At 63.0% G+C, this 24,140-nt stretch carries 21 protein-coding genes; 11 read left to right on the plus strand and 10 right to left on the minus strand.

Annotated elements, in window-relative coordinates:
* Positions 1 to 25: 25 nt before the first annotated feature.
* From DID99_RS29565 to DID99_RS29575, 3 genes are read right to left on the minus strand one after another with little or no spacing between them, the layout of a single operon-like run.
* Positions 26 to 1,147, minus strand: coding sequence for an aromatic ring-hydroxylating dioxygenase subunit alpha (locus DID99_RS29565; RefSeq protein WP_124488989.1), 1,122 nt, complete (start codon positions 1,145 to 1,147; stop codon positions 26 to 28).
* Positions 1,141 to 2,721, minus strand: a complete 1,581-nt coding sequence (locus DID99_RS29570; RefSeq protein ID WP_124668090.1) for a GH3 auxin-responsive promoter family protein — start codon at positions 2,719 to 2,721, stop codon at positions 1,141 to 1,143. Before DID99_RS29570 ends, DID99_RS29565 begins: the two co-directional genes overlap by 7 nt.
* A gap of 13 nt (positions 2,722 to 2,734) precedes the next feature.
* Positions 2,735 to 3,670, minus strand: coding sequence for a fatty acid desaturase (locus DID99_RS29575; protein ID WP_124668091.1), 936 nt, complete (start codon positions 3,668 to 3,670; stop codon positions 2,735 to 2,737).
* Positions 3,671 to 3,783: 113 nt separating this feature from the next.
* Here DID99_RS29575 and DID99_RS29580 point away from each other — a divergent pair, with 113 nt between their 5' ends.
* A complete protein-coding gene (locus DID99_RS29580; protein WP_063927848.1) occupies positions 3,784 to 4,668 on the plus strand; it encodes a metal-dependent hydrolase in 885 nt (294 codons plus the stop codon).
* The gene (locus DID99_RS29585) at positions 4,665 to 5,585 is read left to right on the plus strand and encodes a hypothetical protein (RefSeq protein WP_124530148.1); all 921 of its coding nucleotides are present in this window, start codon (positions 4,665 to 4,667) and stop codon (positions 5,583 to 5,585) included. Before DID99_RS29580 ends, DID99_RS29585 begins: the two co-directional genes overlap by 4 nt.
* Here DID99_RS29585 and DID99_RS29590 read toward each other — a convergent pair.
* Together DID99_RS29590 and DID99_RS29595 are read right to left on the minus strand one after the other, a co-directional pair.
* On the minus strand, positions 5,573 to 6,691 hold the full coding sequence (locus tag DID99_RS29590; RefSeq protein ID WP_260444730.1) for a hypothetical protein: 1,119 nt from the start codon (positions 6,689 to 6,691) through the stop codon (positions 5,573 to 5,575). The two genes, DID99_RS29585 and DID99_RS29590, sit on opposite strands and share 13 nt — an antisense overlap.
* Positions 6,684 to 7,373, minus strand: coding sequence for a hypothetical protein (locus DID99_RS29595; protein WP_260444731.1), 690 nt, complete (start codon positions 7,371 to 7,373; stop codon positions 6,684 to 6,686). The genes DID99_RS29590 and DID99_RS29595 overlap by 8 nt, the downstream gene beginning before the upstream one ends.
* Between DID99_RS29595 and DID99_RS29600 the strand changes: the two genes are divergently transcribed.
* Positions 7,372 to 8,931 (plus strand): fatty acid desaturase family protein, encoded by a 1,560-nt coding sequence (locus DID99_RS29600; RefSeq protein WP_260444732.1) that lies wholly within the window; start codon positions 7,372 to 7,374, stop codon positions 8,929 to 8,931. The genes DID99_RS29595 and DID99_RS29600 overlap by 2 nt on opposite strands.
* A 327-nt stretch (positions 8,932 to 9,258) precedes the next feature.
* A complete protein-coding gene (locus DID99_RS29605) occupies positions 9,259 to 9,627 on the plus strand; it encodes a cobalamin-dependent protein (RefSeq protein ID WP_260444733.1) in 369 nt (122 codons plus the stop codon).
* Positions 9,628 to 9,792: 165 nt separating this feature from the next.
* Here the strand turns inward: DID99_RS29605 and DID99_RS29610 are convergent, their stop codons facing one another.
* Positions 9,793 to 10,740 carry a ketopantoate reductase family protein gene (locus DID99_RS29610; RefSeq protein ID WP_124668093.1) on the minus strand — a complete coding sequence of 316 codons (948 nt, stop codon included), beginning with the start codon at positions 10,738 to 10,740 and terminating at the stop codon, positions 9,793 to 9,795.
* Positions 10,741 to 10,967: 227 nt separating this feature from the next.
* On the opposite strand from DID99_RS29610, the gene DID99_RS37440 reads away from it, so the two are divergent.
* The 4 genes from DID99_RS37440 to DID99_RS29625 all read left to right on the plus strand — a co-directional run bounded on the left by DID99_RS37440 (position 10,968) and on the right by DID99_RS29625 (position 14,216).
* Positions 10,968 to 11,120, plus strand: coding sequence for a hypothetical protein (locus tag DID99_RS37440; protein ID WP_185733837.1), 153 nt, complete (start codon positions 10,968 to 10,970; stop codon positions 11,118 to 11,120).
* Between the two features lie 134 nt (positions 11,121 to 11,254).
* A complete protein-coding gene (locus tag DID99_RS29615) occupies positions 11,255 to 12,163 on the plus strand; it encodes a LysR family transcriptional regulator (protein ID WP_124668094.1) in 909 nt (302 codons plus the stop codon).
* A gap of 352 nt (positions 12,164 to 12,515) precedes the next feature.
* The gene (locus DID99_RS29620; protein ID WP_124668095.1) at positions 12,516 to 13,448 is read left to right on the plus strand and encodes an MBL fold metallo-hydrolase; all 933 of its coding nucleotides are present in this window, start codon (positions 12,516 to 12,518) and stop codon (positions 13,446 to 13,448) included.
* A 237-nt stretch (positions 13,449 to 13,685) separates the two neighbouring features.
* Positions 13,686 to 14,216, plus strand: a complete 531-nt coding sequence (locus DID99_RS29625; protein WP_124668096.1) for a YbhB/YbcL family Raf kinase inhibitor-like protein — start codon at positions 13,686 to 13,688, stop codon at positions 14,214 to 14,216.
* A gap of 16 nt (positions 14,217 to 14,232) precedes the next feature.
* Here DID99_RS29625 and DID99_RS29630 read toward each other — a convergent pair whose 3' ends face one another.
* Entirely contained in the window at positions 14,233 to 14,982 is a 750-nt protein-coding gene (locus DID99_RS29630; protein WP_124668097.1) for an SDR family NAD(P)-dependent oxidoreductase, read from the minus strand.
* A gap of 110 nt (positions 14,983 to 15,092) precedes the next feature.
* On the opposite strand from DID99_RS29630, the gene DID99_RS29635 reads away from it, so the two are divergent.
* On the plus strand, positions 15,093 to 15,977 hold the full coding sequence (locus tag DID99_RS29635; RefSeq protein WP_124668098.1) for a LysR family transcriptional regulator: 885 nt from the start codon (positions 15,093 to 15,095) through the stop codon (positions 15,975 to 15,977).
* Positions 15,978 to 16,412: 435 nt separating this feature from the next.
* Entirely contained in the window at positions 16,413 to 17,408 is a 996-nt protein-coding gene (locus tag DID99_RS29640; protein ID WP_124668099.1) for an alpha/beta fold hydrolase, read from the plus strand.
* A gap of 224 nt (positions 17,409 to 17,632) precedes the next feature.
* Here DID99_RS29640 and DID99_RS29645 read toward each other — a convergent pair whose 3' ends face one another.
* Complete coding sequence (locus tag DID99_RS29645) at positions 17,633 to 19,357, minus strand: ATP-binding protein (RefSeq protein ID WP_185733838.1); 1,725 nt, start codon at positions 19,355 to 19,357, stop codon at positions 17,633 to 17,635.
* Positions 19,358 to 20,065: 708 nt separating this feature from the next.
* Positions 20,066 to 21,016: a helix-turn-helix domain-containing protein gene (locus tag DID99_RS29650; protein WP_124668101.1), complete on the minus strand. Its 951-nt coding sequence runs from the start codon at positions 21,014 to 21,016 to the stop codon at positions 20,066 to 20,068.
* A gap of 264 nt (positions 21,017 to 21,280) precedes the next feature.
* Between DID99_RS29650 and DID99_RS29655 the strand changes: the two genes are divergently transcribed.
* The gene (locus DID99_RS29655; protein ID WP_124668102.1) at positions 21,281 to 22,768 is read left to right on the plus strand and encodes an NAD-dependent phenylacetaldehyde dehydrogenase; all 1,488 of its coding nucleotides are present in this window, start codon (positions 21,281 to 21,283) and stop codon (positions 22,766 to 22,768) included.
* Positions 22,769 to 22,840: 72 nt separating this feature from the next.
* Here the strand turns inward: DID99_RS29655 and DID99_RS29660 are convergent, their stop codons facing one another.
* Entirely contained in the window at positions 22,841 to 23,932 is a 1,092-nt protein-coding gene (locus tag DID99_RS29660; RefSeq protein WP_124668103.1) for a porin, read from the minus strand.
* Between the last annotated feature and the right edge of the window lie 208 nt (positions 23,933 to 24,140).

The raw sequence follows: 24,140 nt of genomic DNA on the forward strand, positions 1-24,140 counted from the left end.
CCTCGCCCGATCGCGCCGGTGACGCTCAGATCACGAATTCCATCGGCTTCGTGCCGCATTGCGCATCGGGCAACGGCTCGCCACGCTGCGTCGCGGCCAACAACCGACCGATTGCAATGTGGACCACATCGGCGCGCACGCTCGACGGCGTGAAGCCTGCGGCGTTGTCGAGTCCCTCGCGGTGCGCTCGCATGATTCGCACGTCTTGCTGGATCACGGAATGCGTGTAGAGGTGCAGCAGCGGTTTCAGCGCGCGCAGCACCGCAGCCGGCAAGGAAAAGCGATAGGCGATGTATGTATAGACACGCGATCGACGCGTGTCGAGCGGCGTGATCTGGCTGATGATCAGAAAACTCGAACGGCTACCCCAGTGATAGTCGCACCGTGTGACGTTCGGTGCATAAAAATGATCGGTATGCCGAAGCGGTTCCCTGGACGGATTGGTCAGCCAGTCCAGCATGCCGATCTTGTCGCCATCATCGTGATACGTGACCTCGACGCTCTGCTGCTTCAGTTCGACGGTCGCCCGTAGTCGCCGCCCAGTGGATGAGCGAAAGATCCGGTCGTGCACGAACACCGTATGCGGGACGTCCATGAAGTTCTCGACCAGCGCACCGAGATCGCCATCGAACGTATTGACCATGTAGTACGACTGCCACGGCCGTTCGCCGTGGTGCGGCATGTCGAACGGCCGCTTCAGCGCTGGATCACCTCGCCCGCGATAGACCCAGACGAGGCCGTGCCGAGTCAGCACCGGCAACCTGCGCTGACGATATGGGTAGGTCGTACCGGTCGATTCGGCGCTTGCGCCGTCGATGCTGGGAATTCGGGTGACGCGGCCGTGCTGGTCGTAATGCCAGCCGTGATACGGACAGACGAGGCAGCCGTCGATGACATTCCCGGCCGACAACCGGGTGCCGCGATGCACGCATTGGTCGACGAGCGCGACGATCTCGCCGTCTGCCGCCCGGAATAGCACGATGCCGAGGCCGAGTACGCGCGTGCCGAACGGTTTGTCCCGCTTGACCTCGGCTTCGGTGCCCGCGACGTACCATTGCTCGACGAGCGCGCCGAAGGCTTCGCCATCGGCGTCCGGCTCGGATTCGTCGCACGGGGGGCACGTTGATGCGATCGATATGTTCAACATGAGCACGCGTCCTCGATGAATGCGCGGAGTGCGTCCGCCACGGCGGGCTTGGCCACCAGTGCGCGGGGTTTGACGTCGCCAGCCCGGATGCCAGCACGCTCGTGGGCTCGCTGGACGAGATCCGCCAGCTGGGCGGCACCCCCGGGTATACGAACCACGCGCAACGGGCCAAGCTGGCCGACCGTGCGTGCGTGTCGGTAGTGAAAAGCGCGGGCGAGAGCCTGTTCCAGCGCATCACGCAGGGCGGCGACGTCCTGCGTACCGCTTGCAAGCAACAGCAGGTAATGGGGCGGATCCGCGTCTGCGCACGGAATCACGCAACCTTCATCGCCCGGTTGCAGCACCTCGGAAAGCGACGCAGCCAGATAGGCTTCGTCCAGCTTTTCACCGACCAGATCGCTTTGCGTGCCAGCCCGCCCGACGAAGGCCACGCATGGCGTTCGTCCCGCATATCCGGTCACACGGACCCGATCGCCGAGCCGATAGCGGTACAGGCCGCCTCCGGTCGTCACGACGACCTCGACCGTATCGCCCGGCTTCAGTTCTTCCACGCCTATCGCGGTTCCATCGTCGAGCAGGAACTCCAGGAAGTGGCTGCAGACGGCGAGGGGACAGCCGGCCATATCGCCGAACGGCAGGCTGACCACCGCCTCGGTGGAAAACAAGCCTTTCGGAAGCCATGCGGCCTGCGGAAACAAGGTGCGGGCATGTGCGGCGTAGTGTTTGCTCGGACCGTCCATCCAGCAACTCACTGCCGCGAGCTGCGGCCACAGCCGGCTGCAGTGGCCATCGTCGAGTGCGCGCCGCAGCGCTGCCGTACGGTTCGACGGCAGCGAATCGAACAGGAAGGTGAGCGTATCGCCGCGTTGCGGTTCGGCTTCGTCGAACAGCGGACGAAGCAGACTGGTCAGGAAGGTCGGGCTCCATACGCTGATGAAGGCCAGATCATCAGCGGCGATCAGCGCGCGCAACGTTTCGTTGCGCCACGCCCGACCGTCACCCGATAGCGATGGTGCGACGAGCGTCGGCAGCAGATCGACGAGCGGGCTGTCGGCCAGGTATTCGAGATCGCTGTCCGATCCGATCATGATGCCGTTGGGAGCGCGTTCGCGCGCGTGCATTGGAGGTGACATCGACCAGTACGCGCGCCCGGCCGCGACGCCGGGCACGGCGCGATGCAGATCGGAGAGCCAGACGATCAGCGCGAACTGCAATTCTTCGAGAAAGGCCGGCGTATAGGGAATGAGCTTTTGCTGCTCGCTGCCGCCGCTCGTGCGCTCGAAGAAGCGTGGCGCTTGCGCGGTCAGGATCGGAGCGGACTCCTTGAGTGCACGATCAATCCATCGGGACATGCCGGCGTAGGGGGCCACCGGCACGCGCTCGCGAAATTGTGCCGGATCTGCGATATCGGCAAACCCGTTGGCAATGCCGAACGTCGTGTTCCGATTCGCGGCGAGCAAGCGTGACAGATAGGCCGCCTGCGCGTCGCCCGGCGCATCGAGCGCGCTGAGCCACGCGCGACGGAAGGGTTCTGCTGCCGCGCCAAACGTGGCCCACGCATCCTGTGCACGCACGTGCGTCCTCTCGTCAGAAATAGGTCTTTTCGAGCTGTGTCGGATCGCTGGGCAAACGCCGGGGCGCCTCGAACACATGCAGCCAACCGTACCACAGCGGTCGCGTCTCCGCTGCGTCGGAGCATGCATGAAGCTCCTGCCAGCGCAGGCTCGGATGCCGGTGATGCGTCAGGTTGTAGTTGAAGTTGAGCAACGCCCAGCGGATCAGTGCGGGGGCACGCATGTTGTATGTGCCCTCGACAACGTCGAGCGGAGTGTGCATGTGATACACCCATTGGAGCGACGACCACGAAAACGCGAATGCGAGGTAGGCAATCGCGATGTCGAGCACGCGCCAGTCCAGCAATGCACCCAGTGCAATCCACGCGGCCACGGCTGCGAGGGTTTCGTATCGAATTCGTCGAAAGTCGGCCTGGTCGAAGTCCCTGAACGCAGCCGCATACGTGTTGTCGTGTCCGTACTTCGCCCAACCATGCGGGATGCGACTCGGAAGCACGGCCAGGACGAAGCTGCCCGCGAAACTCGCCAACCAAATGCCGCCGACGATCGCCACGTAGTATTCGATTCGCTTGCGCCACAGCGAAACGTCCGGCTCGACGAAGTCCACCCGCTCCGCAGGCGTTCGATTCCGCACGTGGTGACCGAGATGATTCACGTGGATCAGCGTTGCTGCGGCGCCGAACATCGTCGATGCCCACCACATCATCAAGTAGTTGATTTCCCCGCGCCGATGCCCGAAACCGTGGAATGTTTCGTGCATCATCGAAAACACACCTTGCATGATCAGGCAGAACGGTACGAGCGACACCCAGCGCAAGGGGCTCGTACCATGCGACAGCCACGTCAGGATGCCGGCCCATGCAACGCTCTGCAGCGCGAGCACGCAGAGATTCAGCCGATCGAACCGTCGCGAACGATTATCTATGGCGCTTGCATTGGCAACGAACATACAATTCGGACATGGATGGTGGCGGCGACGCAGAGCATACCTTCGATCGCCATCATCGAACAATACGCCCGCCTGCGCTGACCCTGCGCGTTACGCCACGATCGGCCACGACCATGTACGCCAAACGAACCGACGATTCAACGCATGAACGCCGCAACGACGCGGCAGACATCCGTCGGCGCAATCCGCGTTTTTGTTTCGCCGACCACATTCCGCGCTATTGGTATCGTGACAACCGCCGCGTGACGCGCTTTTTCGACGCGTTCTCGATCATGTTTCCGCTTGGCGAGAAGTTCTTTGTCGATAGCGTGAGGCAGTACTGCGACGCGCTGCCGGCCGACGGCACGCTCGCCGCGCAAGTGGATGCTTTCCTGTACCAGGAAGCCGCTCACATCCGCGAGCACCGCGCGTATAACCGGCGCCTGGCTCGCCAGGGCATGCCGGTCGACGCACTCGAGGCGCTCATGCGGAGACGGCAGCAACAATGCCGGCGTGTCGCTTCGCCGCTGCTTCAATTGACCTTCACGGCATGTCTTGAGCACTACACGGCCATTCTGGCCGATCTGCTATTGCGCGATCCGGCCATTCTCGACGGCGTCGACCCGTCGATGGCCGCAATCTGGCGGTGGCATGCGATAGAGGAAACCGAACACAAGGCCGTCGCGTTCGACGTATTTCGCGCTTGCGGCGGCGGCGCGATCAAGCGCTATTTCATGCGGACGGCGGCGATGCTCGGCGTTACGGCATGCTTCGTCGTCGATCTGGGCTATTTCATCGTCCGTCTCGCGCGTGCCGACCGCGACGCCGGCAATTGGCGAAGCTGGGCACAGCTTGGCTGGTGGCTGTTCGGCGCGCCGGGCATCGTTACCCGCGTGCTGCCTGCGTGGCTGGCATGGTTCTCGCCGCGTTTTCACCCTGCCCGAATCGGGAATCCAGCCACGCTGGCTGCTGCCCGCGCGGCGCTCGCTGCCGATGGCGTGACAACGGAGCCGGCATGAGCGCACGGTGTCCGGCATGGTCGCCGTCCGGCTTCGACGAGTGGCGGCAACACTACCCGTTGACGCCGTTCGAACCGGCGCCCGCAGCACTCGACTGGACCGGGCGCTTCATCGAATGTTGGCACGCACATGGCGCTCACGCATTCCCGGACACCGTCATCGTGCTGGTTGCGGGACTCTATTCCGAATGGATACCTGCCTGCTTCGGGCATGCTGCGCGGGCGTTGCGTGCCGCGCGGTACTCAGTCCTTCGTGTGCCGGTCCGCTCGTCGCGCGCCGTTGCCGAGCAGGGCGCGCATATCGTGCGCAACCTGTATGCGCGCTTGCCCGCTGATCGCCGTTTTATCGTCCTTACCCATAGCAAGGGCGGGCTCGATGCATTGGCGGCTCTGCATGCGGATTCAGGGCTTCGTGCTCGCTGCGACGGTATCGCACTCGTTCAGCCGCCCGTCGGCCCGAGTGCGATCGTCGATGGCCTGCTCGAGCAACGGGGGGCGCGCATCGATCCCGCATGGTTGGGTCGAGCCGCCGGGAGATTGCTGCGCACACGCTGGCTGCATGCAGGCTCGCGCGATATCGGCAGCGGGCGCGACGCGGGCATCGCGAATCTGTTGTCTGCGGTGCCCGGTGGCCTGCACTGTGTGCATGTCGTGAGCTGGTCGATAGAACGCACGTCCCGGTTCGACGCACATCACTCACGCCTCGACCGCTACCGTCCCGGTTGTGCGCATGACGGACAGTTCTACCTCGATCACCAGACGATTCGCGGCATGCCCCAAGTGTGCGTGCCGCATCTCGACCATGGCCAGCCTGTACTCGGCGGCGCCGGCTTCGATGCGGGGCGTTTCTGGCTTGCACTCGTTGCGCTCCTGAACGACACGCGAGCGGCTGCGGTCGCGAGCGGTCAGACGAGATAGATTTCGAATCCCGGGATCGCTTCGGTGCCGCCCGGATCAAGTGCGCTCGCGCCGGGCGTGGATAGCGTGTATAGATCCATCGGCAGTGCGGTGTACCGATAGCCGTGCAAGGCGGGCCATAGCGGGTCGTGATCGTACAGGCAAAGCTGCAGCAACGCATAGCGGCTCCGCTCTCGTTGCCAGACCGCATCGAGCAGTGCCTGTGCGATGTCCGGGTTGCGTCCGCTCACATGCAGATGAGTCAGGTAGATGTCCTGAAGCGGCTGGCCGGGTGCTGCGATGGGAGGGCGTCCGAGCAACGGCGCGATGGCGTTGAAGCCGTGACGCAGCGCACCGAGCGAGCGCGGCAGACGTTCCAACACGATGCGCTTGATACGTCCTGCATCCCACGGAGCAACGCAGCCCACGATACGCCGCTGCGCGTTACGTGCGACCAGAAAGCGCTCGATTCCAAAGTCGGGCCAGACGTTCAGGCGGCGCGCGAATTCGTCCGCCGTAAAGACGCAACCGAAGGGTTGGGAACGCGACTCCTGGTCCAGAAATGCGCGGAGCGCGTCGGCGTCGGCGGCCGACGCGTTCGTGATCCTGACGGAACTGGCGCTCCGCGCAGCGATACGCCGCGCATAGATCGACACGTTACTGTAGCCGCGCCAATGTCGAAATCCGAGCCGGGTCCGCTTGCCTGTCTTGAATAGCGATTGCGTTGCGATCCTGTTGTCGCGAATGACGCAGCAGTACGTATGCTGCACATCTTCGTGCCGGGCGAGATCAGCGAGGCGATCGACGACATAGTCGACCCACGTGTGCGCCAGTTCGCGATCGGGTGCGATGCGCAAGTCGCCGAGGTAAGCGATGCGCTGTTTCCCGCCGGCGATGTAGCCGTCGCGAACGACCATGCTGGCTATTCCTTTGACGCGCCCGGCGCTGTCCTCCGCGAGCCAGGTTCGATAGTCGTTCGAATGACACCGATGCAGTGCGGAGTAATCCGGCGAGCGATCGAAGCGAAGCGGCATCCCGCTTAGCATCGCGTAACGTGTTTGAAACGCGAGGAGCCGTTCGTTGTCGACCGCTGTGGCTAGCCGGATCCGCGTCATCGGCTCATTCACCGGTGAAGATTCGTCTTGCCATCGGGCGCAGGTTTTCCGGCGTCAGTTCACACAGGCAGGCGAGCTCGTTGCCGCATGCGTATTCTGGATTGCGCTCCAGAAAATAGGCGACATCCGGCAGCCGTCGATGCACGTCCGGCACTTCGGCGAGGGCTGGGGCGAGGCGGCCTTGCGGTACCGGAAACTTGAGCACGCCGGACGCGGCGTCGTATGCGTGCCCGAAGCGCTCAACTGCCAGATGATCGAGCAGTGCCTGATTCACGGGCTCAGTCGGTCGGTCGAATCGCGGGGTGAAGTCATGCGCGAACGCTCGCAAGTAGCGGTACGTACGATGCCCTTTGCAGATCAGAAACCAGTATAGTGCCACGTCGGGCGAGTTGCGTTTGAGCTCACCTGCGAGTCGAATCCAGCAAAACGCGAGTTGCTGGCTGCCCCAGCAGGCCGGATCCACGATCGTGTCGCCGGAAAACAGGATGCGCAGTGTGGTGTCGCACCACTGCTGTTCATATAGTCTCAATGTGGAGAAGCCGCGCAGCTTGCCGGTGTCATCGCGCATGATGACGCAATGTGTCTTGTCGTCGAGATCGTGTTCGAAACGTGCCTGTTCCGTATCCCGGTAACAGGTCGAGTAGAGCGCGTACATATGTGCAACGTCGACGTCGCGCAGCTGCGCACGTGTCATGGAACTGGCTCGAAGCGGCATAGCGTCGTTATTCATGCGAGCTGAAACGATTTATCATGATACGCGATTGAGCCGCTCCTTTTTTCACATGCGCGCCATACCTCCTGTTTCCGCCTCCTATATACCGTCAGCGTTCGACGCGTGGCGCTGGCTCGCAATCTATGTCGTCGTGTCGGGTGCGCTGTACTTCTGGGTCACACACGCGCCGATGGCACCCGTGGCGCTGTTGCGTCCGGGGCCGTACGATGCGGTCATTCCGCGCGTGTCCGCCAGCGTGCCGCTTTATTTGAGTTACGCGCTCGTGATGCCGTCGATCGTCTGGTTCGGCCGATGCCGAAATTGGCTGCTGCCCGCGTTTTTCGCAGGTGCGCTTGCCGCAGGCCTGTGCATCGTCAGTCATCTGCTATGGCCGACTGCCGTGAGCCGGTCGCCGGCTGCGACAGGATGGATCGCGTGGCTGTATCGGATCGACGCGCCACTCGCCGCGAGTCCATGCGGGCATGTTGCGCTGCCTGTGGCTGTAACCGTGGTATTGGCTGCGCTACGTGTCCGTGCAGCGCGCTATTACGCTGCGTGGAGCGCAATGCTGGCGCTCACGGTTTTGACGACCGGGCAGCATCTGATCGCGGACATGCTCGCGGGACTCGCACTCGGTATTGGCGTTGGCGGTGCGACGACCGTGCTCATTCGTCTCGACGTTGACCTGCGTACGGCCGCCGCATTGTTGCTTGAATGGCTATGTATCGTAGTTATGCTGCGAGTTGCGTTATCGGTGGGGCATTGGGGAGGCTACCTCGTCGCTGCCGTTGTTGTCGCGACCCGGCAACACGCGTTATTCATTCTGTATCACGACGCGACACACTATCATTTGACCCGCCGCCGTTTCGCGAACGACTTTCTGATCAACTTGGCAATCGGCGTACCGGGACTCGTGCCCATCGAGTTTTATCGCCCGCTGCATCTCGCACACCATCGTCACGTCGGGACTTCGGAAGATCCAGAGCGGAATTATCTGTACCACGCGCAGCCATGGAAATTCGAGCCACTCGACACACTCCCGCTCGTCCGGCAACTGCTCGGTGATTTGTTCCTGGTCAACATGGTGAAAAACATGCGCGCATACCGGCGTGCGAACGGGCGTGGTGCGTCCATGTCACTGCCGCTGCTTACGGCGATAGCGACTTGGGGCATCCTGCTCGTGCCGCTCCTGCATGCATGCACAGTACGCGAACTGTTGACGCTTGCGGCGCTTTGGTTCGTTCCTCTTGTGACAATTGGGGCGCTGGTGCAGAAGATCCGTAGTATTGCAGAGCACAGCGGCGGGCCGGGTGTCACGGCTGGCTGGAATGACTGGACTTATTCGTGGCGCGTCGGGTTACTGGGCCGCTTCTTTATCTGGCCGTACAACATCAACTATCACCAACAGCATCATCGCGAACCCGGCGTGGCGTGGCATCGCTTGCCCGGATTGCGCTCGTCTGACGAGCCGGTTCTGCCTTCGCGGCAATTGCTTGCATTGCTCTGGTCGGGTGCTTGGCGCCGTGGTAGTCAAAGATAGAAAAAATCCCTTCCACGACGCGATGAAGTTTCCTATCGGTCCTGGAGCGAAAGAACGGCTCGACCCGTCGCGATCCGTCTGACGCGTGCCGCGCAACCATTGCACACGGATTGCGTCATGAGGTCCCACCGCTGCCCGGCAGATAGTCGAAAGTGATCGACGTGTTGCACACATTCAATGCGGCGATCCGAGCGTCGTCAGCGACGCGCTGAAGCGCATTCCGAACCCGCCCGTACACGCGGCCGTGTCGGTCAGCTCGCTCGCCGGCATCACCGGTTCGGCGTCGACCGCCTGGCAAAACGCGCGGGACGCAGGCCGCGCATCGCGATCGCCAAGCTCGGCCAGGACGGACACGACCGCGGTGCGGCCGTCGTCGCAGCCGCGCTCGAGGACGCCGGATTCGACGTCCTGCGCCTGCCGCTGTTTCAGCAACCGGCGTCCGTGGCGGCAGCCGCGCAGGCGCATGGCGCCGATATCGTGGGCATTTCGTCGTTGTCCGGCGCCCACCTCGAGCTCGTCGAAGGGCTGCTCGACGAACTGGCATTGCATCGCGCCCGGATTCCGGTGGTGTTGGGCGGAATCTTTCCGGCCGCGGATATTCGCCATCTGAAGGCGAAGGGCGTCGCGGCGACGTTCGGGCCCGGCACACCGCTCGATGCGATCGCGCAAGCGCTGTGCGCATGTCTCGACGCATGAGTCGTTCCTTGAGAAGTTCAGGGCGCGGTTAGAACGAGGTCTAGAGGAACGGGTGATCGTCGCCGATGCGCCGATTTGCGTGACGCTCCGCACCGCGGCCAGCTGCGTGGATGGGTCGACGGACGGACGCTTCGACGAAGCGCCTGGCGGCAACCGCCACGCGCTTCAGTGTCGAGCCGTCGCGCCGCCCGACTGACGTGTACGCGCGTCGACGAGCCTGACGAGGCAGGCCACGCTGTTCGTATATGGCACCTCCACCCCGGCCTTGCGAGCGGCCTCGACCACCGCGCCATTGATCGCTTCGATCTCGGTGCGCCGGCCGGCCAGCACGTCCTGCAGCATCGATGGCCGATGCGTACGATGATGGGCGAGCGCATCGCGCACATTCGACGCCACGTGCGCTTCACTTGCCGAAATGCCGAGCGCACGCGCGACGGCCATCACCTCTGAAACGATCTTCAGCGCCAGCTCTTCGCCGTCTGGAGTATTCGTCAATTCGCCGACCGTGCATTGCGTCACGGCACACAGACTGTTGAGGGCGGCGTTGAATGCAACCTTCTCCCAAATCGCGGCCCAGACGTCGGGATCGACATGGCACGAGAGGCCGGCGTCATTCAACGCATGCACGGTCTGTTCGAGCGCGCTCGTATGCGTGCCGTTCGCGTTCATCAGCCGGATCGTGCCCTGGCCATGCGAGCTGACGGCGCCAGGCTCCGACTTGTCGGCGGGCCACGTGGTGACGCCGACCATGACCCGGTCGGGCGAGACGGAACGGGCGAGCCGTTCGGCGTTCCCCAGGCCGTTCTGCAACGACAGGATGACGGTGTCAGGGCCGAGTACGGCGCTTGCGGCAGCGAGTGCGGCGGTCGTATGCATCGTCTTCGTGAAGACGATGACGACGTCGACGGGCTTGCCGGCCTCCTCCGGCCTCAGCACGACGAGATCGCGCACGATTTGCTCGCCGGAATCGGTCGAAAGCCGCAGGCCGTGGCTGCGAATCGATGCGAGATGAGCGTCGTCGATATCGAGCAGGCTGACCGAATGCCCCGCAAGCGCGAGGCGGCCGCCAAAGAACGAACCCATCGCACCGGCACCCAGAATGGCGATCTGCATGGCGTGCTCCTCGCAACGGATCGTGGTGGAGAGTGCTCTGCAGGGTAATCCCCCGCAAGTCGGTGAATTCCGCGACACCCGCGCGGCCGCCGAAGCACCGGAAGCCGCTGCCCGGCTTGAGCGGGCCGAATCCCGACCAGATCGGGAATGCGCGGGCCGCGGCGTCCACCGCTGCCTCGGCATCCTCGACGCCGGCGGCGGGCGCGCGCGACGCTACCTCACCGTCGATGAGCATCGACACTGTCTTCATCGTTTGTCTCCTGGATTTCTTCGACGCCGATGTCCTCGGCGAGACGGGCTTCACTCGGCGCTTGCAGCGCGACGGCGACCGACATGCGCTCTCACCCGGACCGGGCGCAAGCGCGCGCGGCGGAAACTGACGGGGCGCCTAGCGGCGGGAGGCTGAGCTCCATTGAAGTCTCCTGTCGTTCAGTACGGTTCTGGTGAACGCATTATCGAAACATCAGGAAGAATCCGAAATTGCCGATTTCGCAAAAAGGCATTACCTTCAGGCATGACTTTCAATCTCCAGCAGCTTCACGCATTCGTCACGATCGCTTCGGCCGGTAGTCTCGGGCGCGCGGCCGAGACCTTGCACGTCACCCAACCGGCCTTGAGCCGGGCGATCCGCCGGCTCGAAGACGAGGTTGGCGCCCCTTTATTCGAGCGCCATACGCGCGGCATGCACCTGACGGCGGTGGGAGAGGCGCTGCTGCCGCACGCGATTCTGTTGCAGCGCGAGGCGGAGCAGGCGCGTGAAGAGATCGACGCGATGCGTGGGCTCGCACGCGGGACGATTCGCTGCGGAGCGGTAGGCAGCATCGCGAGCCTCGTGCTGCCGCTCGCCGTGAGCGGCGTGTTGCAGAAGTGGCCCAATTTGCGCGTTCACGTCATCGAAGGCGTCTGGGATCGTCTTGCCGAGGCGCTGGTGCAGCGCGAAATCGATCTCGCACTCAGCATGGTGATGCCCGACACCGAGGAGATCGTCGCGATCGAGGACTGTCGCTGGGAGGACAACAGCTACGTGGTGGCGGCGCTCGATCACCCGCTGCGGGCAAAGCGGGGGATCACGCTGGCCGATACGCTGGATCAGCAGTGGGCGATCCCGCCGCGCGGCACCGCGCCGTTCGAGCACATGCAGCAGGTGTTCGTCGCAAACGGGCTCGGCTTGCCGAACGTCGTGGTCGAAACCCGATCGATCACCGTGCTGAAGAGTCTCGTCGCCCGATCCGGTTTTCTGAGCTGGATGGCCGAACCGATGTACGTGACGGAGAGCAAGGCGGGGGTGTTCGATACGCTCGAATTGCCGGGGGTGGTCGGGCGGCGCACGTTGACCGCATTTCGGCGTCGGCACGGTTTGTTGCCGAGCCCTGCCGTCAAGCTGCTCGAACAGTTGCGGCAACTGACAGCTGAACCGCGCTAGCGCCAGCGGTTGGACACATGCACGTCGGCGTTGCCCTTCGAGAGAAAAAAGGTCGGCGCCGACGGTGAACTGATTTGCGCTGAAATCCACCTCCTGTCGAAGGATCCGGTCGAACGCTCAAACACGACGGGTGACGGATCGGCTCGTGTTGCCTGCCGGACGTCGATTGTTGCCGGTTGGACAACGCGGTGTGTGCATTCCCGACGCTACTGGCGTTTGCCTCCCCCTGACTACAATTCGTCTCACGTTCGGTTGAAATGCGAGCGAAACCAGGCGAGCGAAATTCGTGGCCGCGCTCGTGAATCGCGCCGCGCCGAGCGCCTCACCCACTTGACCAACAGGACAATCGAAGATGAGCGAAACGACCCGCAATGTGCAGCCGGTTACCTCCGGGCTCGGCAAAGAAGGATCGGGAGAACTCGTGCCTTCCCGTTACGCCGTGCGCGTGGGTAACGTCGACGTCGTGCTGATCAGCGACGGCGTTCTGCCGCTGCCGACTTCCACCATGTCCACCAACGTGAGCGAAGCAGACAGAAACGAGTGGTTCGACGGCCGTTTCCTGCAACGTGACATGTTCGACTGGGCACTGAACATCGCACTCGTGCGTAGCGGCGAACGCCTGATCCTGATCGACTCGGGTGTCGGCGACGGATTTGAGTACTTCACGCGTGCAGGGAAGTCGGTGATGCGACTGGAATCGGCCGGCATCGACCTGGCTGCGATCACCGATATCGTGATTACGCATATGCACATGGATCACGTCGGCGGGCTGAACGTCGACGGTGTCAAGGCCAGGCTGCGTCCGGACGTGCGCATTCATGTATCGGCCGAGGAAGTGGCGTTCTGGAAAAATCCGGATTTCAGCAAGACGGTGATGCCGGAAACGGTTCCTCCCGCGCTCCGCAAGGCAGCTTCGAAGTTCGTGGAACTCTATCGCGAAAACATCGTGCAGTTCGATCGGGCCGTGGAAGTTGCAGCGGGTGTGTCGGCGCGCGTGACGGGGGGGCACACGCCGGGGCACTGCGTGGTGGATGTCGCATCGAACGGCGAGAAGCTGACGTTTGTGGGCGACGCGATTTTCGAAGTCAACTTCGACAATCCCGACTGGCAAAACGGCTTCGAGCACGATCCTGAAGCCGCTGTGGACGTACGTATCTTGCTGTTGAACGAAGCCGCCGAGACCGGCGCTCTGCTGGCCGCGGCACATGTCGCGTTCCCGTCCGTCGGCCACGTTGCAAAGAAGGGGAACGGTTTCAGCTTTGTGCCTGTTATGTGGGACTACTGATTGATTTTTGAACGTCGGCGGCCGATGCGGGAGGCGTCCGTACTTGGTCGGGCGAACGCACGCAAGCCTGCACGGTGATCTTGGGGCGGGCGGCATGCGCGCCAGCACCCTGGCAGCGCAAGTGTCGTCTCGTCCCGCCCCGCTCGGCCGGGTCGTTCTCGCCCCCTGCAGAAGCGCCCTCCTTTTCAACGGAGTACACCGTGCGATTCAACTTCTTTCCGCGCTCGACCCTCTGCAATGCTCTTGTCGATCGTGCCGACGATCGCTGTCGCGGGCGCGTTCTCCGTTAAAGTCGATGGCCTGAACCGTGGCCGGTTCGAGAACGAACAGGTCTACGGCGGATTCGGCTGCCACGGCGACAACGTCTCACCACGCATTTCGTGGTCCCATCTTCCTCATGGAACGAAGAGCGTCGTCGTGACCATTCACGACCCAGACGCCCCGACCGGCGGGCTGGGCTGGACGCATTGGGGCGTCGTCAATATACCGGCGTCGGAAGCGTCGATCGAAAAAGGCGCGTCCGGCAATCCGAAGCGGATGCCTGCCGGGGCCATCGAAACGCTGACCGACTTCGGGGCGGCGAAATACGGCGGCCCTTGCCCGCCTCAGGGGGAATCGCACCGATACATCGTCACGGCATCGGCGCTCGCCGTGCCAAGTATCGACGTGAACGCCACATCGAGCCCGGCCCTCGTTGCCTATCAGATGCACGGAAAAGTGATTGCACGGGCACGCTACGTTGCGATGTATCGCCGAGCGGCAGAGTGAGCGCCCTGGCGGGAGGTCAGCGCAGCGACATCCCGCCGTCGACATTCAGGTTCACGCCGTTGACGAAGCTCCCTTCGCTGCTCACGAGAAACAGTGCGGCGCGAGCCAGTTCTTCCGGGCGGCCGAAACGACCGAGCGGGATGCTGTCCGCGACGGCAGCCTCGAATGCCGGTCGGTCAGCGGATTCGATACCGAGCTTGGAAAGAATGGGGGTGTCGGTGGGACCGGGACTGATTACGTTGACCCGGATGCCACGGGTATTGAATTCGAGCACCCAGCTGCGGGCAAATGCTTCGATGGCGGCCTTCGTTCCCGCATAAACGGCATGTCCGTCGAACACTTTGGAACTGGCGATCGAACTCGTCAACAGGATCGCTCCGCCGTCGCGCACGTGGGGCGCGATCTTTTGCACGCCGAAGAACACGGCTCTGGTATTGGTGGCGAAATGTTCGTCATACGACTCGATGCCCACCTGGCTCGACGGTGCGATCGTATTGACGCCGGCATTCGCGACGTATATGTCGACGCCGCCGAACCGTTCGGCCACGAGGGTTGCCACGCGCTCGTGCGTTCGAAGATCGGCGAGATCTCCTGTCAGTCCCGTCGCGCGATTTCCGAGTTCTGCCACGGCCGCGGTCACGGCCTCGGAGCGACGGCCCACGATGACGACGTTTGCACCTTCCTCGACGAACAGCCTTGCCGTGGCATACCCGATTCCACTGTTGCCACCCGTAATGACGGCAACCTTGTTTGCGAGTCGATTCATTGAAATCTCCGTTGTTTCGCGCCGGTCTGGCGTACGGCGCCAATATAGTCCGGGGACTTCGAGTGCTGTAGTCATGCAACGGAACTATCAATTTTGCCGGAGAGTCACGAATGGCATTCGAGAAATTCAGCGGTCTTCCAGCGTTCGTGAGGTCGGTCGAGGCAGGATCGTTCACGGCCGCGGCACGGTCGCTCGAAACGACACCGTCCGCCGTGTCGAGGAGCGTCGCAAGGCTGGAGAAGCGGCTCGGCGTAACGCTGTTTCAGCGGTCGACGCGGGCGTTCGTCCTGACGAGCGAAGGGGAAACATACTATGAGCGCGTTGCGCCGCTCGTGCGAGGTCTCGAGGATGCGAGCGACGTTCTGACGACGCCTGAAAAAGCGGTAGGAAAGTTGCGCGTGAGCCTTCCAGTCGATCTGGGGCGGACCCTGCTCGAGCCGATCACGCGGGAATTGATGGGCAGCAATCCCGAATTGTCACTCGAAGTCAACATCAGCGATCGTCACGTCGATGTGATCCGTGAGGGCTTCGATATCGCCATCAGAGCCGGGCGCGCCGTCGATAGCAGACTCTATGCGCACACGCTGATGAGCTTGCCGCTGGTGCTCGTGGCTTCCCCGAACTATCTGCTCAAGCATGGCATGCCCAAGGGAAAGGACGATCTCGTTGCGCATCTTCATGTGCGTTACAAACTCGACGGACGCGTCGTACCGATCGCTTTTGCCGACGGAACGAGCATCCCCATCGATGGCATGTTCGATGCCGACAATGGTGATGCGATGAGAGTGGCTGCATTGAACGGACTCGGTATCGCCCAGATTCTGAGAACGGCAGTACAGCATGATCTCGATTCCGGCCGGTTGACGGAAGTGCTGCCTGACGTGAAGTTGAGTGCGGTGCCGGTCATTGCGCTGCACGCATTCGGAAAAGGTTTGCCCGCCCGCGCGAGAATATTCATCGATTTCGTCTCGCAACAGCTCGCTCGATCCAGATAGCGCGAGAAGGAACATGGGCCGACATGAATGAGACGCTCAAATTTGGCCGGCGAGACAAAATCGTCGAGTGATTCCTGTCGATATGCGTGAGGTGCGGATATTCGGCCCGGCGTCTGCTCCGGCGTCGAAATCTCGATGGCCGACCGCGTTCATCTTCACGCCGCAATCCCCCACATGTCCTGAGTTGGTCCGGGCGAGGGCATGTTGAGGCGCGCGGATTGGTGCTGTTTGAACAACACCGTGAGCACTTCTACGTAGCTACCGCCGGGTTAATGGCCGTCCTACGATTCCCGCCATATCGAGCAAACATGATCGCGAGTTCCAATCTCCTCATGAGCGCGTGCTTGTATCTGAAATTCGCCAACGGCGCGGCGGGTTCGTCTGGCCGATCGATCGGCCGGCATGATGATTTCTTCCACAACAGGAGCATATTGCATGAAGCCTGATTCTCACCTGTCTCCCGACGATGCCAGCCGTCGAGGTCTGATGCTGGGCGGTGTTCTCGCAACCGTCGCTGCCGTTGTACCGGCTGCAGCGGACGCAACGACTGGGCGCTTGTCGAAGTCCACTGCGGTTTCCGGCGCGAGGAGAAATCAATCGGCGGACAGGATCATCACCAGGGACGGCGTGGAAATTTTCTACAAGGACTGGGGACCGAAGGACGCTCCGGTAGTCACACTCAGCCACGGCTGGCCCCTTAGCTCGGATAGTTGGGACAACCAGGCATTTTTCCTTGCGTCGAATGGCTTCCGGGTGATTGCGCATGACCGGCGTGGGCATGGAAGATCAAGCCAGCCGTGGGACGGCAACGACATGGACCACTACGCCGACGACCTGGCTGCCGTCATTGACGGGCTGAACCTCAAGAACGTGACGGCGATCGGCTTTTCGACCGGAGGGGGTGAAGTCACGCGGTATATCGGCCGCCATGGTGGCTCGCGCGTGACGAAAGTCGGCCTGATTTCGGCCGTTCCGCCGTTGATGCTCAAGACTCCCGCCAATCCGCAGGGGGTACCGATAGAGGTTTTTGATGCCATCCGTTCCGGGATGGTTGCTGACCGGTCACAGTTGTTCAGGGAGATTGCCAGCGGCCCGTTCTATGGCTTCAACCGTCCCGGCGCCAAGGTGTCTCAGGGGATGATCGACTCGTGGTGGAGCCAGGGAATGATGGGGGGCTTCAAGAACACTTACGACTCGGTGCGGGCATTCTCGGAAACGGACTTTTCTTCGGATCTGAGCAAGTTCGACATGCCGACGTTGATCGTGCACGGGGACGACGATCAAGTCGTGCCGGTCGACGTCGGCGGGCGCGCCACGAAGAAACTGGTTCCGCACGCCATTCTGAAGATTTACAAGGGGGCGCCGCACGGTTTGACCGAAACGCACAAGGCTCAGCTCAACCAGGACCTTCTTGCGTTCCTGCGTAGTTGACCGGTACACGGACCTGTCGACCAGGGACCGCCCGCCGCATTGATGTCGCAATGAAGCCGGTGACGGGCGTTCCTGATGACTGGTCGGAAACCGGGAACCGCGAATGAGGCGTCGGTGGTCGATCGTTTCAATATCCAAACCGCGAGCCCGCATGGACTGACACCGCTTCAGAGTACGTGGCATCTTGCGGGCGCGTGGCGGGGCGGCGCTTCAAGGAACCGGCATCAGGCACCGTCCTGTATCGACGAGACACCCGGCAACGTCAGGATGAACGTGCAGCCTTCGCCCGGGCGGGTATGCAAATCGATGTTGCCGCCATAGCGCTTGGCGATCGTCTTCACGAAAGCCAGCCCGAGACCGGCGCCCGAAGGGTAACGAGGCGGTTCGACTTGCAGCCGTTGAAATGGCTCGAACAGACGTTGTTGGGCTTCGGCCGATATGCCGGGCCCGTGGTCTGCAACGGAAATGGCGTAGCCATGTTCGACGCCGGTCAGGCGCACGGTTACCGTCGCATTGCCAGGACTGAACTTGATGGCATTGCTCACGAGATTGACGACCGCGCGCATCAGCAGGAAGGGTTCCACGCGTGCGATGCAGATCTCATCCCCGACGTTCACGTCGAGCCGGATGCCGCGCGCTTGAGCGAGTGCCCACAGTTCGTCGATCGCATCGAGTACCACGCTGCCGATATCCGTTTCCACCAGTGACCAGGTCGGTGCTTCGGCGCGCGCCAGCAGAACGAAGTCGTCGGCCAGTGCCAGCGTACGGCGCGCGTACGCGGCAATTCGATCGAGCAGGTCCTTTGCGGGCGGGGCCGGTTCAGCGGCTCGCTGAAGATCGATCAACGCGAGAATCGATGCCTGAGGCGAGCGCATGTCGTGGGAAATGAAGTGCAGCCATGCCTCCCGGCGCCGCTCCGCCAGGCGAATCTTCGTCACGTCGAGCACGAACCCGATCGTTCGCTGGGTCACGCCGTCTTCATGCTGCGGATAGGCGGTGGACTGAACCCATCGAATCTCGCCGTTGGGCTGAATGACGCGATACTCGACGCGATAATCCCTGCCGAACGAATTGAATTCCTCCGCGGTCCGAGTGACCTTCATCGCCTTGTCGACGTCGTCCGGATGAATCAACGCGCGAAACTGGTCGATCGAGGTAATCGCCTTCCCGGGAGCGTGGCCCATGATTCGATGCCAGTTCTCGTCGCAGTGCAGTGTGTCCGATGCGATGTCGTAGTCCCAGATTCCCAGTCCGCCGACGCGGGCCGCGATGGCCAGCCTTTCTTCGCTTCGCCGAAGCAGATCGAGCGCCACGCGCTCGCGCGTCACGTCTCTCGAAACACACAGAATGGCGGTCGTTTTTCCATCGGCGTCCAAGATGGGCGTCAGCATGTTGTCCCAGTATTGAACGTCGCGCCCCGGACGCTCGCTGCGCCCGGGAAACCTGCCGAACACACCGTTCCTGGCGGATTCGAGCGCGACATTTCCGTCGGGCCACACGTCTTCGGGCAGGAGCGGCAGCCACGGCATACCGAATCCCGAGTCTTCGTCGACGCCCAGCGCCTGGCATCCGGCGCGGTTCATGTGCAGCACGTTGCCTGTCGGCGAAATCAGTTTGATGCAGTCGATGCTGATATTCAGCATGTCTGTCTGTATCGACGTGTGACTCTTCAGTTCGATTTCCTTGGCCTTCAGGTCATGGATATTCGTGCAGGTGCAGAGCCATCCGTCGTCGACACGGTGAAGGTCGACGGTGAACCACTGGTCGATGCCGTGGGAACCCGCCAGCCGGCACTCCAGCGTTTCGTGTACCGAGCCGGGTTGAGCCGCGTGAAGTGTCGACTCGGCGGTGCATCGGTGCTCCGGATGGATCAACTCCGTCCATTGGAGTCGATACGTGGCCTCGGCGGAGCGATCCGCGTAGGCAAGCCATGCATCGTTGATGTTCACGACCCGCCCGTTCTCGTCGAAATGGCATGCCGGTGTCCGAAGGACATCGATCAGGCGGGCAATCCTGAGACAGTCGGGGCGTGCGGCGGGTGTTTCGTCGGGCGAAACAACAGGAGATTCCGTCTTCGAACGTGTGGGGGGCGCAAGGTCCGGGCCGTCTACGTTGCATGCGCAAGAAATTTCATTTTCAAGACGAAATCCATTCATGTTTGTTACATTCCATGCATCGCTGACACGCTTCCAGAATGTCAGACATCAAATGATGCATCAATGGGTAGTCAGCACTATGGATTGGCACCGTAGTAGTGCATATTATTTTCGAGTGATGGAATCAGGTGAAGATGCGGAGCTCGTCGAGTGGAAGTTGGGCCTGATTGAATCTCATGTTGCACATAGTGTCGGCCTCAAGCGTCGCATTGAATGCTGATCATGTTGAATGACTTGTGCGGAGGCCGGACGGGGCGATACGCGTGGTGTCGCCGATTTTTTGCAGTAACGGACCGTCGAGCCGACACGCCGGAATCGCAAGTGGACGATCGCATGTGCGTTGGCCGACGTCGTCGAACCGTGCCGGGATGACACGAATGCACGTGTGGTCGACACCGGGCGGCGATGCCAGGTTGCGGATGATGCATACTTCCCCGGGGCACGCGAGCGTCGCCCTCGAGATCGTTCATCGAAGCCGCTGCAGTTCGCGGCGATCCCGCTTCACGCCTCCGAAATACCGCGACACGCGACGCGATACGCGCCCGGGCTGCATCCGAACCGTGCCTTGAACGCGCGCCCGAAATGCGTGATGTCCGAGAAGCCGCACGCGATCGCCAGCTCCAGCAGGTTGCGGTTGGGATCCGCCGGATCCTCCAGCGCGCGCCTGCTCGCCTGCAGCCGGTATTCCTGGATCAGGCTCTGCGGCGTGCGCCCGGTCGCGGCCAGCGCGCTGTACAACGTGCGCCGCGACACGTACAGCGCACTCGCGAGCTTGTCCGGCGACAGGTCGGGATCGCTGTAGTGATGCGACAGATGGATTTCCGCATTCATCCGCAGCGTCGCGCTGCGCGCATCGGCGCCGCTCAGCGAATCGCTCGCCTCGCGGCGGATCACCGAATCGAGCAGCATCAGCGTCGACTGCTCGAAGCCGAACAGGCTTTCCGGATCGTTCGGCACCTGCCCGTCCATCAGGTAATGGATCGATTGAAGCGCCAATTGCGCATTGCCGACGGTTCGACGGACCTGCACGCCCGCGCGCTCCACGAACCAGCGCCACATCGTGCCGCTTCTCGGCGGCGTCAATGCCGCGACGAAGCGCGACGCGTTCGCCGATTCGATCATGTACGGCTGCGTCGCATCGTAGATCACCCACTCGCCGGGATTGACCGTCGACGCCGCGTTGCGCTGCGTGACGCGGCTTTGTCCGGCGATCTGGAACAGGATCTTGTAGCAGTCGCTGTCGGCGCGCGACGCGAGAGAGCGGTCGCGATCGACGCGGATCGCGGTGGTGTCGACCTCCGCCATCCGCAGGCCGCCGACCGTGGCAACCCGCACCGACATCCGGAACTGCGGGCCGGTGTCGTGAAAGACCAGCGGCAGGAAGCTGTCCGCGATCAGGTCGCGCAGATTCGCGTTGCTGTTGCTGGCGTCGACGACGAGTTCGTGTGCCATTGCCGGAAGAGGGAGAGGGCCGGGGAATGCGTCGAGCTTAATGCATTCGGCGCGGACGCGGGGCGCAACGCCATCATCGTCGGCAGCGGCGACCTTCAGCGCCAATGGCGGTTTCCACAGGGAAACCGTTGCGTCGCACCGATCTGCACGCTGAAGCCAAAAGTGTGCACGCAACGCCGATCCGCGTGCGCGACGCGTCCCTAGAATCGAAGAGCGGCCGGCAAGTCGGGCCTTTCACTCAATTCGAATTCCGGAGGGACACAGATGGCACGGGTACGAATGCTGGACGAAGTCAGCGCGTTTCTCGCGCGCGAACACGGTCACTACATCGACGGCCACGCGGTAGCCGGCCGCGGCGAGCGGATCGACGTGCGCGATCCGTCGACGCGCGCGGTGATCGGCTCCGTCGCGCAGGCGACCGACGACGACGTCGAGGCCGCGGTCGCGTCGTCGCATCGCGCGTTCCGCGGCGAGTGGGCCAGCCTGACGCCGGCCGATCGCGAGCGCATCCTGCTGCGTTTCGCCGACCTGATCGACGCGCACGGCGAAGAGATCGCGCAGATCGAAACCGCGCAGTCGGGCAAGCTGATCGGGCTGTCGCGCGTGATCGAAGTCGGCTGGTCGGCTCGCTGGCTGCGCTATTACGCGGGCTGGGCGACGAAGATCGCGGGCGAAACGCTCGCCCCGTCGTTCCCGAGCATGAACGGCGAGCGCTACACGTCGTTCACGCTGCGCGAACCGCTGGGCGTCGTGTTCGGGATCATTCCGTGGAATTTCCCGGTGATGATCCCCGTATGGAAATTCGGCGCGGCGCTCGCGACCGGCAACACGGTGCTCATCAAGTCGTCGGAGTTCACGCCGCTCACGATGCTGCGCATCGCCGAACTGGCGACCGAAGCCGGCCTGCCGCCCGGCACGCTCAACGTGATCAACGGCACGGGCCAGGTCGGCGCGAAGGTGATCCGCGATCCGCGCGTGGCGAAGGTGTCGTTCACGGGGTCGGTGCCGACCGGCCGCATCATCGGCGCGGAGGCCGTCAACGCGAACTTCACGCGCTTCACGCTCGAACTGGGCGGCAAGAACGCGGCGGCGTTCCTGCCGGATACGCCGGTCGACAAGATCCTCGACGGCATCGTCGAAGCCGGGTTCCTGCATAGCGGGCAGGTGTGCGCGTCGGCGGAACGCTTCTTCGTGCATCGCGCGAAGTTCGACGAGGTGGTCGAGAAGATGAAGGCGCGCCTGGACGGCTTCCAGCCGGCCGACCCGATGGACGACGCCGGGATGATCGGCCCCGTCTGCAACGAGCCGCAGTTCCGCAAGTGTCTCGACGCGTTCGAGCTCGCGCGCACGGAGGGCGATACGATCGTCACCGGCGGCGGTGCGTATGCGCGTGACGGCTTCTACGTGAAGCCGACGATCGTGCTGCCGCGCTCGCTGGAATCGGCTTCGTATCGCAAGGAGATCTTCGGGCCGGTCGGCGCGTTCGTGCCGTTCGACGACGAGGAAGAACTGATCGCGATGATGAACGACACGCCGTTCGGGCTGACCGCGAGCCTGTGGACGAACGACCTGTCGAAGGCGCTGCGCTACGTGCCGCGGATCGAAGCCGGCACCGTGTGGGTGAACATGCACACGCTGGTCGACCCGGCCGTGCCGTTCGGCGGCGCGAAGGGCTCCGGTATCGGACGCGAGTATGGCTCGTCGTTCATCGACGCTTATACCGAGCCGAAATCGGTGACCATTCGCTTCTGACGACGTGACCCGCCAACGGAAACCCGCCCGGCATCGACCGGGCGGGTGTTTTCCGTTCAACGCCGACGTCGATCAGAACCGCGTACTGAACCCGATCCGCGCGACCGACTGCAGCGCGCCGCTCGACGCGCCGTTCGCATCCATCACGCCGTTGATCTGCGCGTTGCTGCCGTGGCTTGCACGCTGATGCACGCCCGCGACATACACCATCGTGCGTTTCGACAGCCAGTACTGGACGGCGGCCAGGAACTGGTGCGCATGCGCGTTGTCGAGCGTGTCGTTGCCCTTCATGTACGTGTAGCTCGCCCCGATCACCCAGACCGGCGACGGATGCCACGCGGCGCCGGCTTCCGCCGACCACGCACCCGCGCCGTTCCACGCGTTGTGCACGGTCGTGAAGAGCGCCTTCGCCGTGACCGTGCCGAGCGTGTAGTGGGCGCCCGCGCCCCAGTTGCGCACGGTGGTGGCCGGCAGCCCGCCCGCCGCGCCGTACTTCTGGTTCGTATAGGCCGCGCCCGCGCCGAACGGGCCGTTGTCGTAGCTCGCGCCGACGCTGACCGTATTGTTCGCGCCGATCGATCCCGCGACATTGCCGAAGCCGTACAGCGCGCCGAAGGTCAGGCCCGAGATCGACGCGCTCGTGTACTTCACGGAATTCGCGACGCGGTTGCTGCCCGCGACGCGATCCCAGTCGAACGCGCCGGTCGGGTTGTTCGGCAACGCGAGCTTGTCGAACGGGCCGTTGCGAAAGCCGTACAGCCCGACGAGATCCTGCGCGATCTCGTTGCCGCTCGCGGCCAGCGCGTCGACCATGAACTCGTACTGGTTGCCGAGCGTCAGCGTGCCGTAGCGGTCGTTCTGCAGCCCGACATAGGCCGTGCGCGCGAACAGGCCGCCGCCGATCATCGATCCGTTCGCGAGCGAGAACTGATTGACGAGCCGGAAGATCGCGCGCGTGCCGGCGCCGAGGTCCTCCTTGCCCTCGAAACCAAGCAGGTTCGGGAAGAAGATGTTGTCGTCGAATTTCGCGTTGCCGTGGCCGCCTTCGTTGCTCACGTAGCTGAGGCCGGCGTCCAGCAGCCCGAACATCGTCACGCTGCTCTGCGCGAACGAGGCGGCCGGAATCGTGCAGGCCGCGAGGGCCAGCAAGGTCTTTTTCGTCATGTCCAAAGTGCTCCTCACATGTCCGGTCACGCCGGAATATTTTTGATTGGACTACTGATTGATATGAAGATAGTGAAACGTGCAACGGTCGATCGGGTCGCGCCCGGAAACAGGAGCCGAAAGCAGGAGCCGAAAACGTAAGCCGAAAACGGCACGCCGGCATTCCGACACGCGGACACCGACGCACACCTCCTGCGCCGATGCCCTC

This window comes from Burkholderia sp. Bp8986 (assembly GCF_003854225.1).
In the GTDB taxonomy this organism is placed as follows: domain Bacteria; phylum Pseudomonadota; class Gammaproteobacteria; order Burkholderiales; family Burkholderiaceae; genus Burkholderia.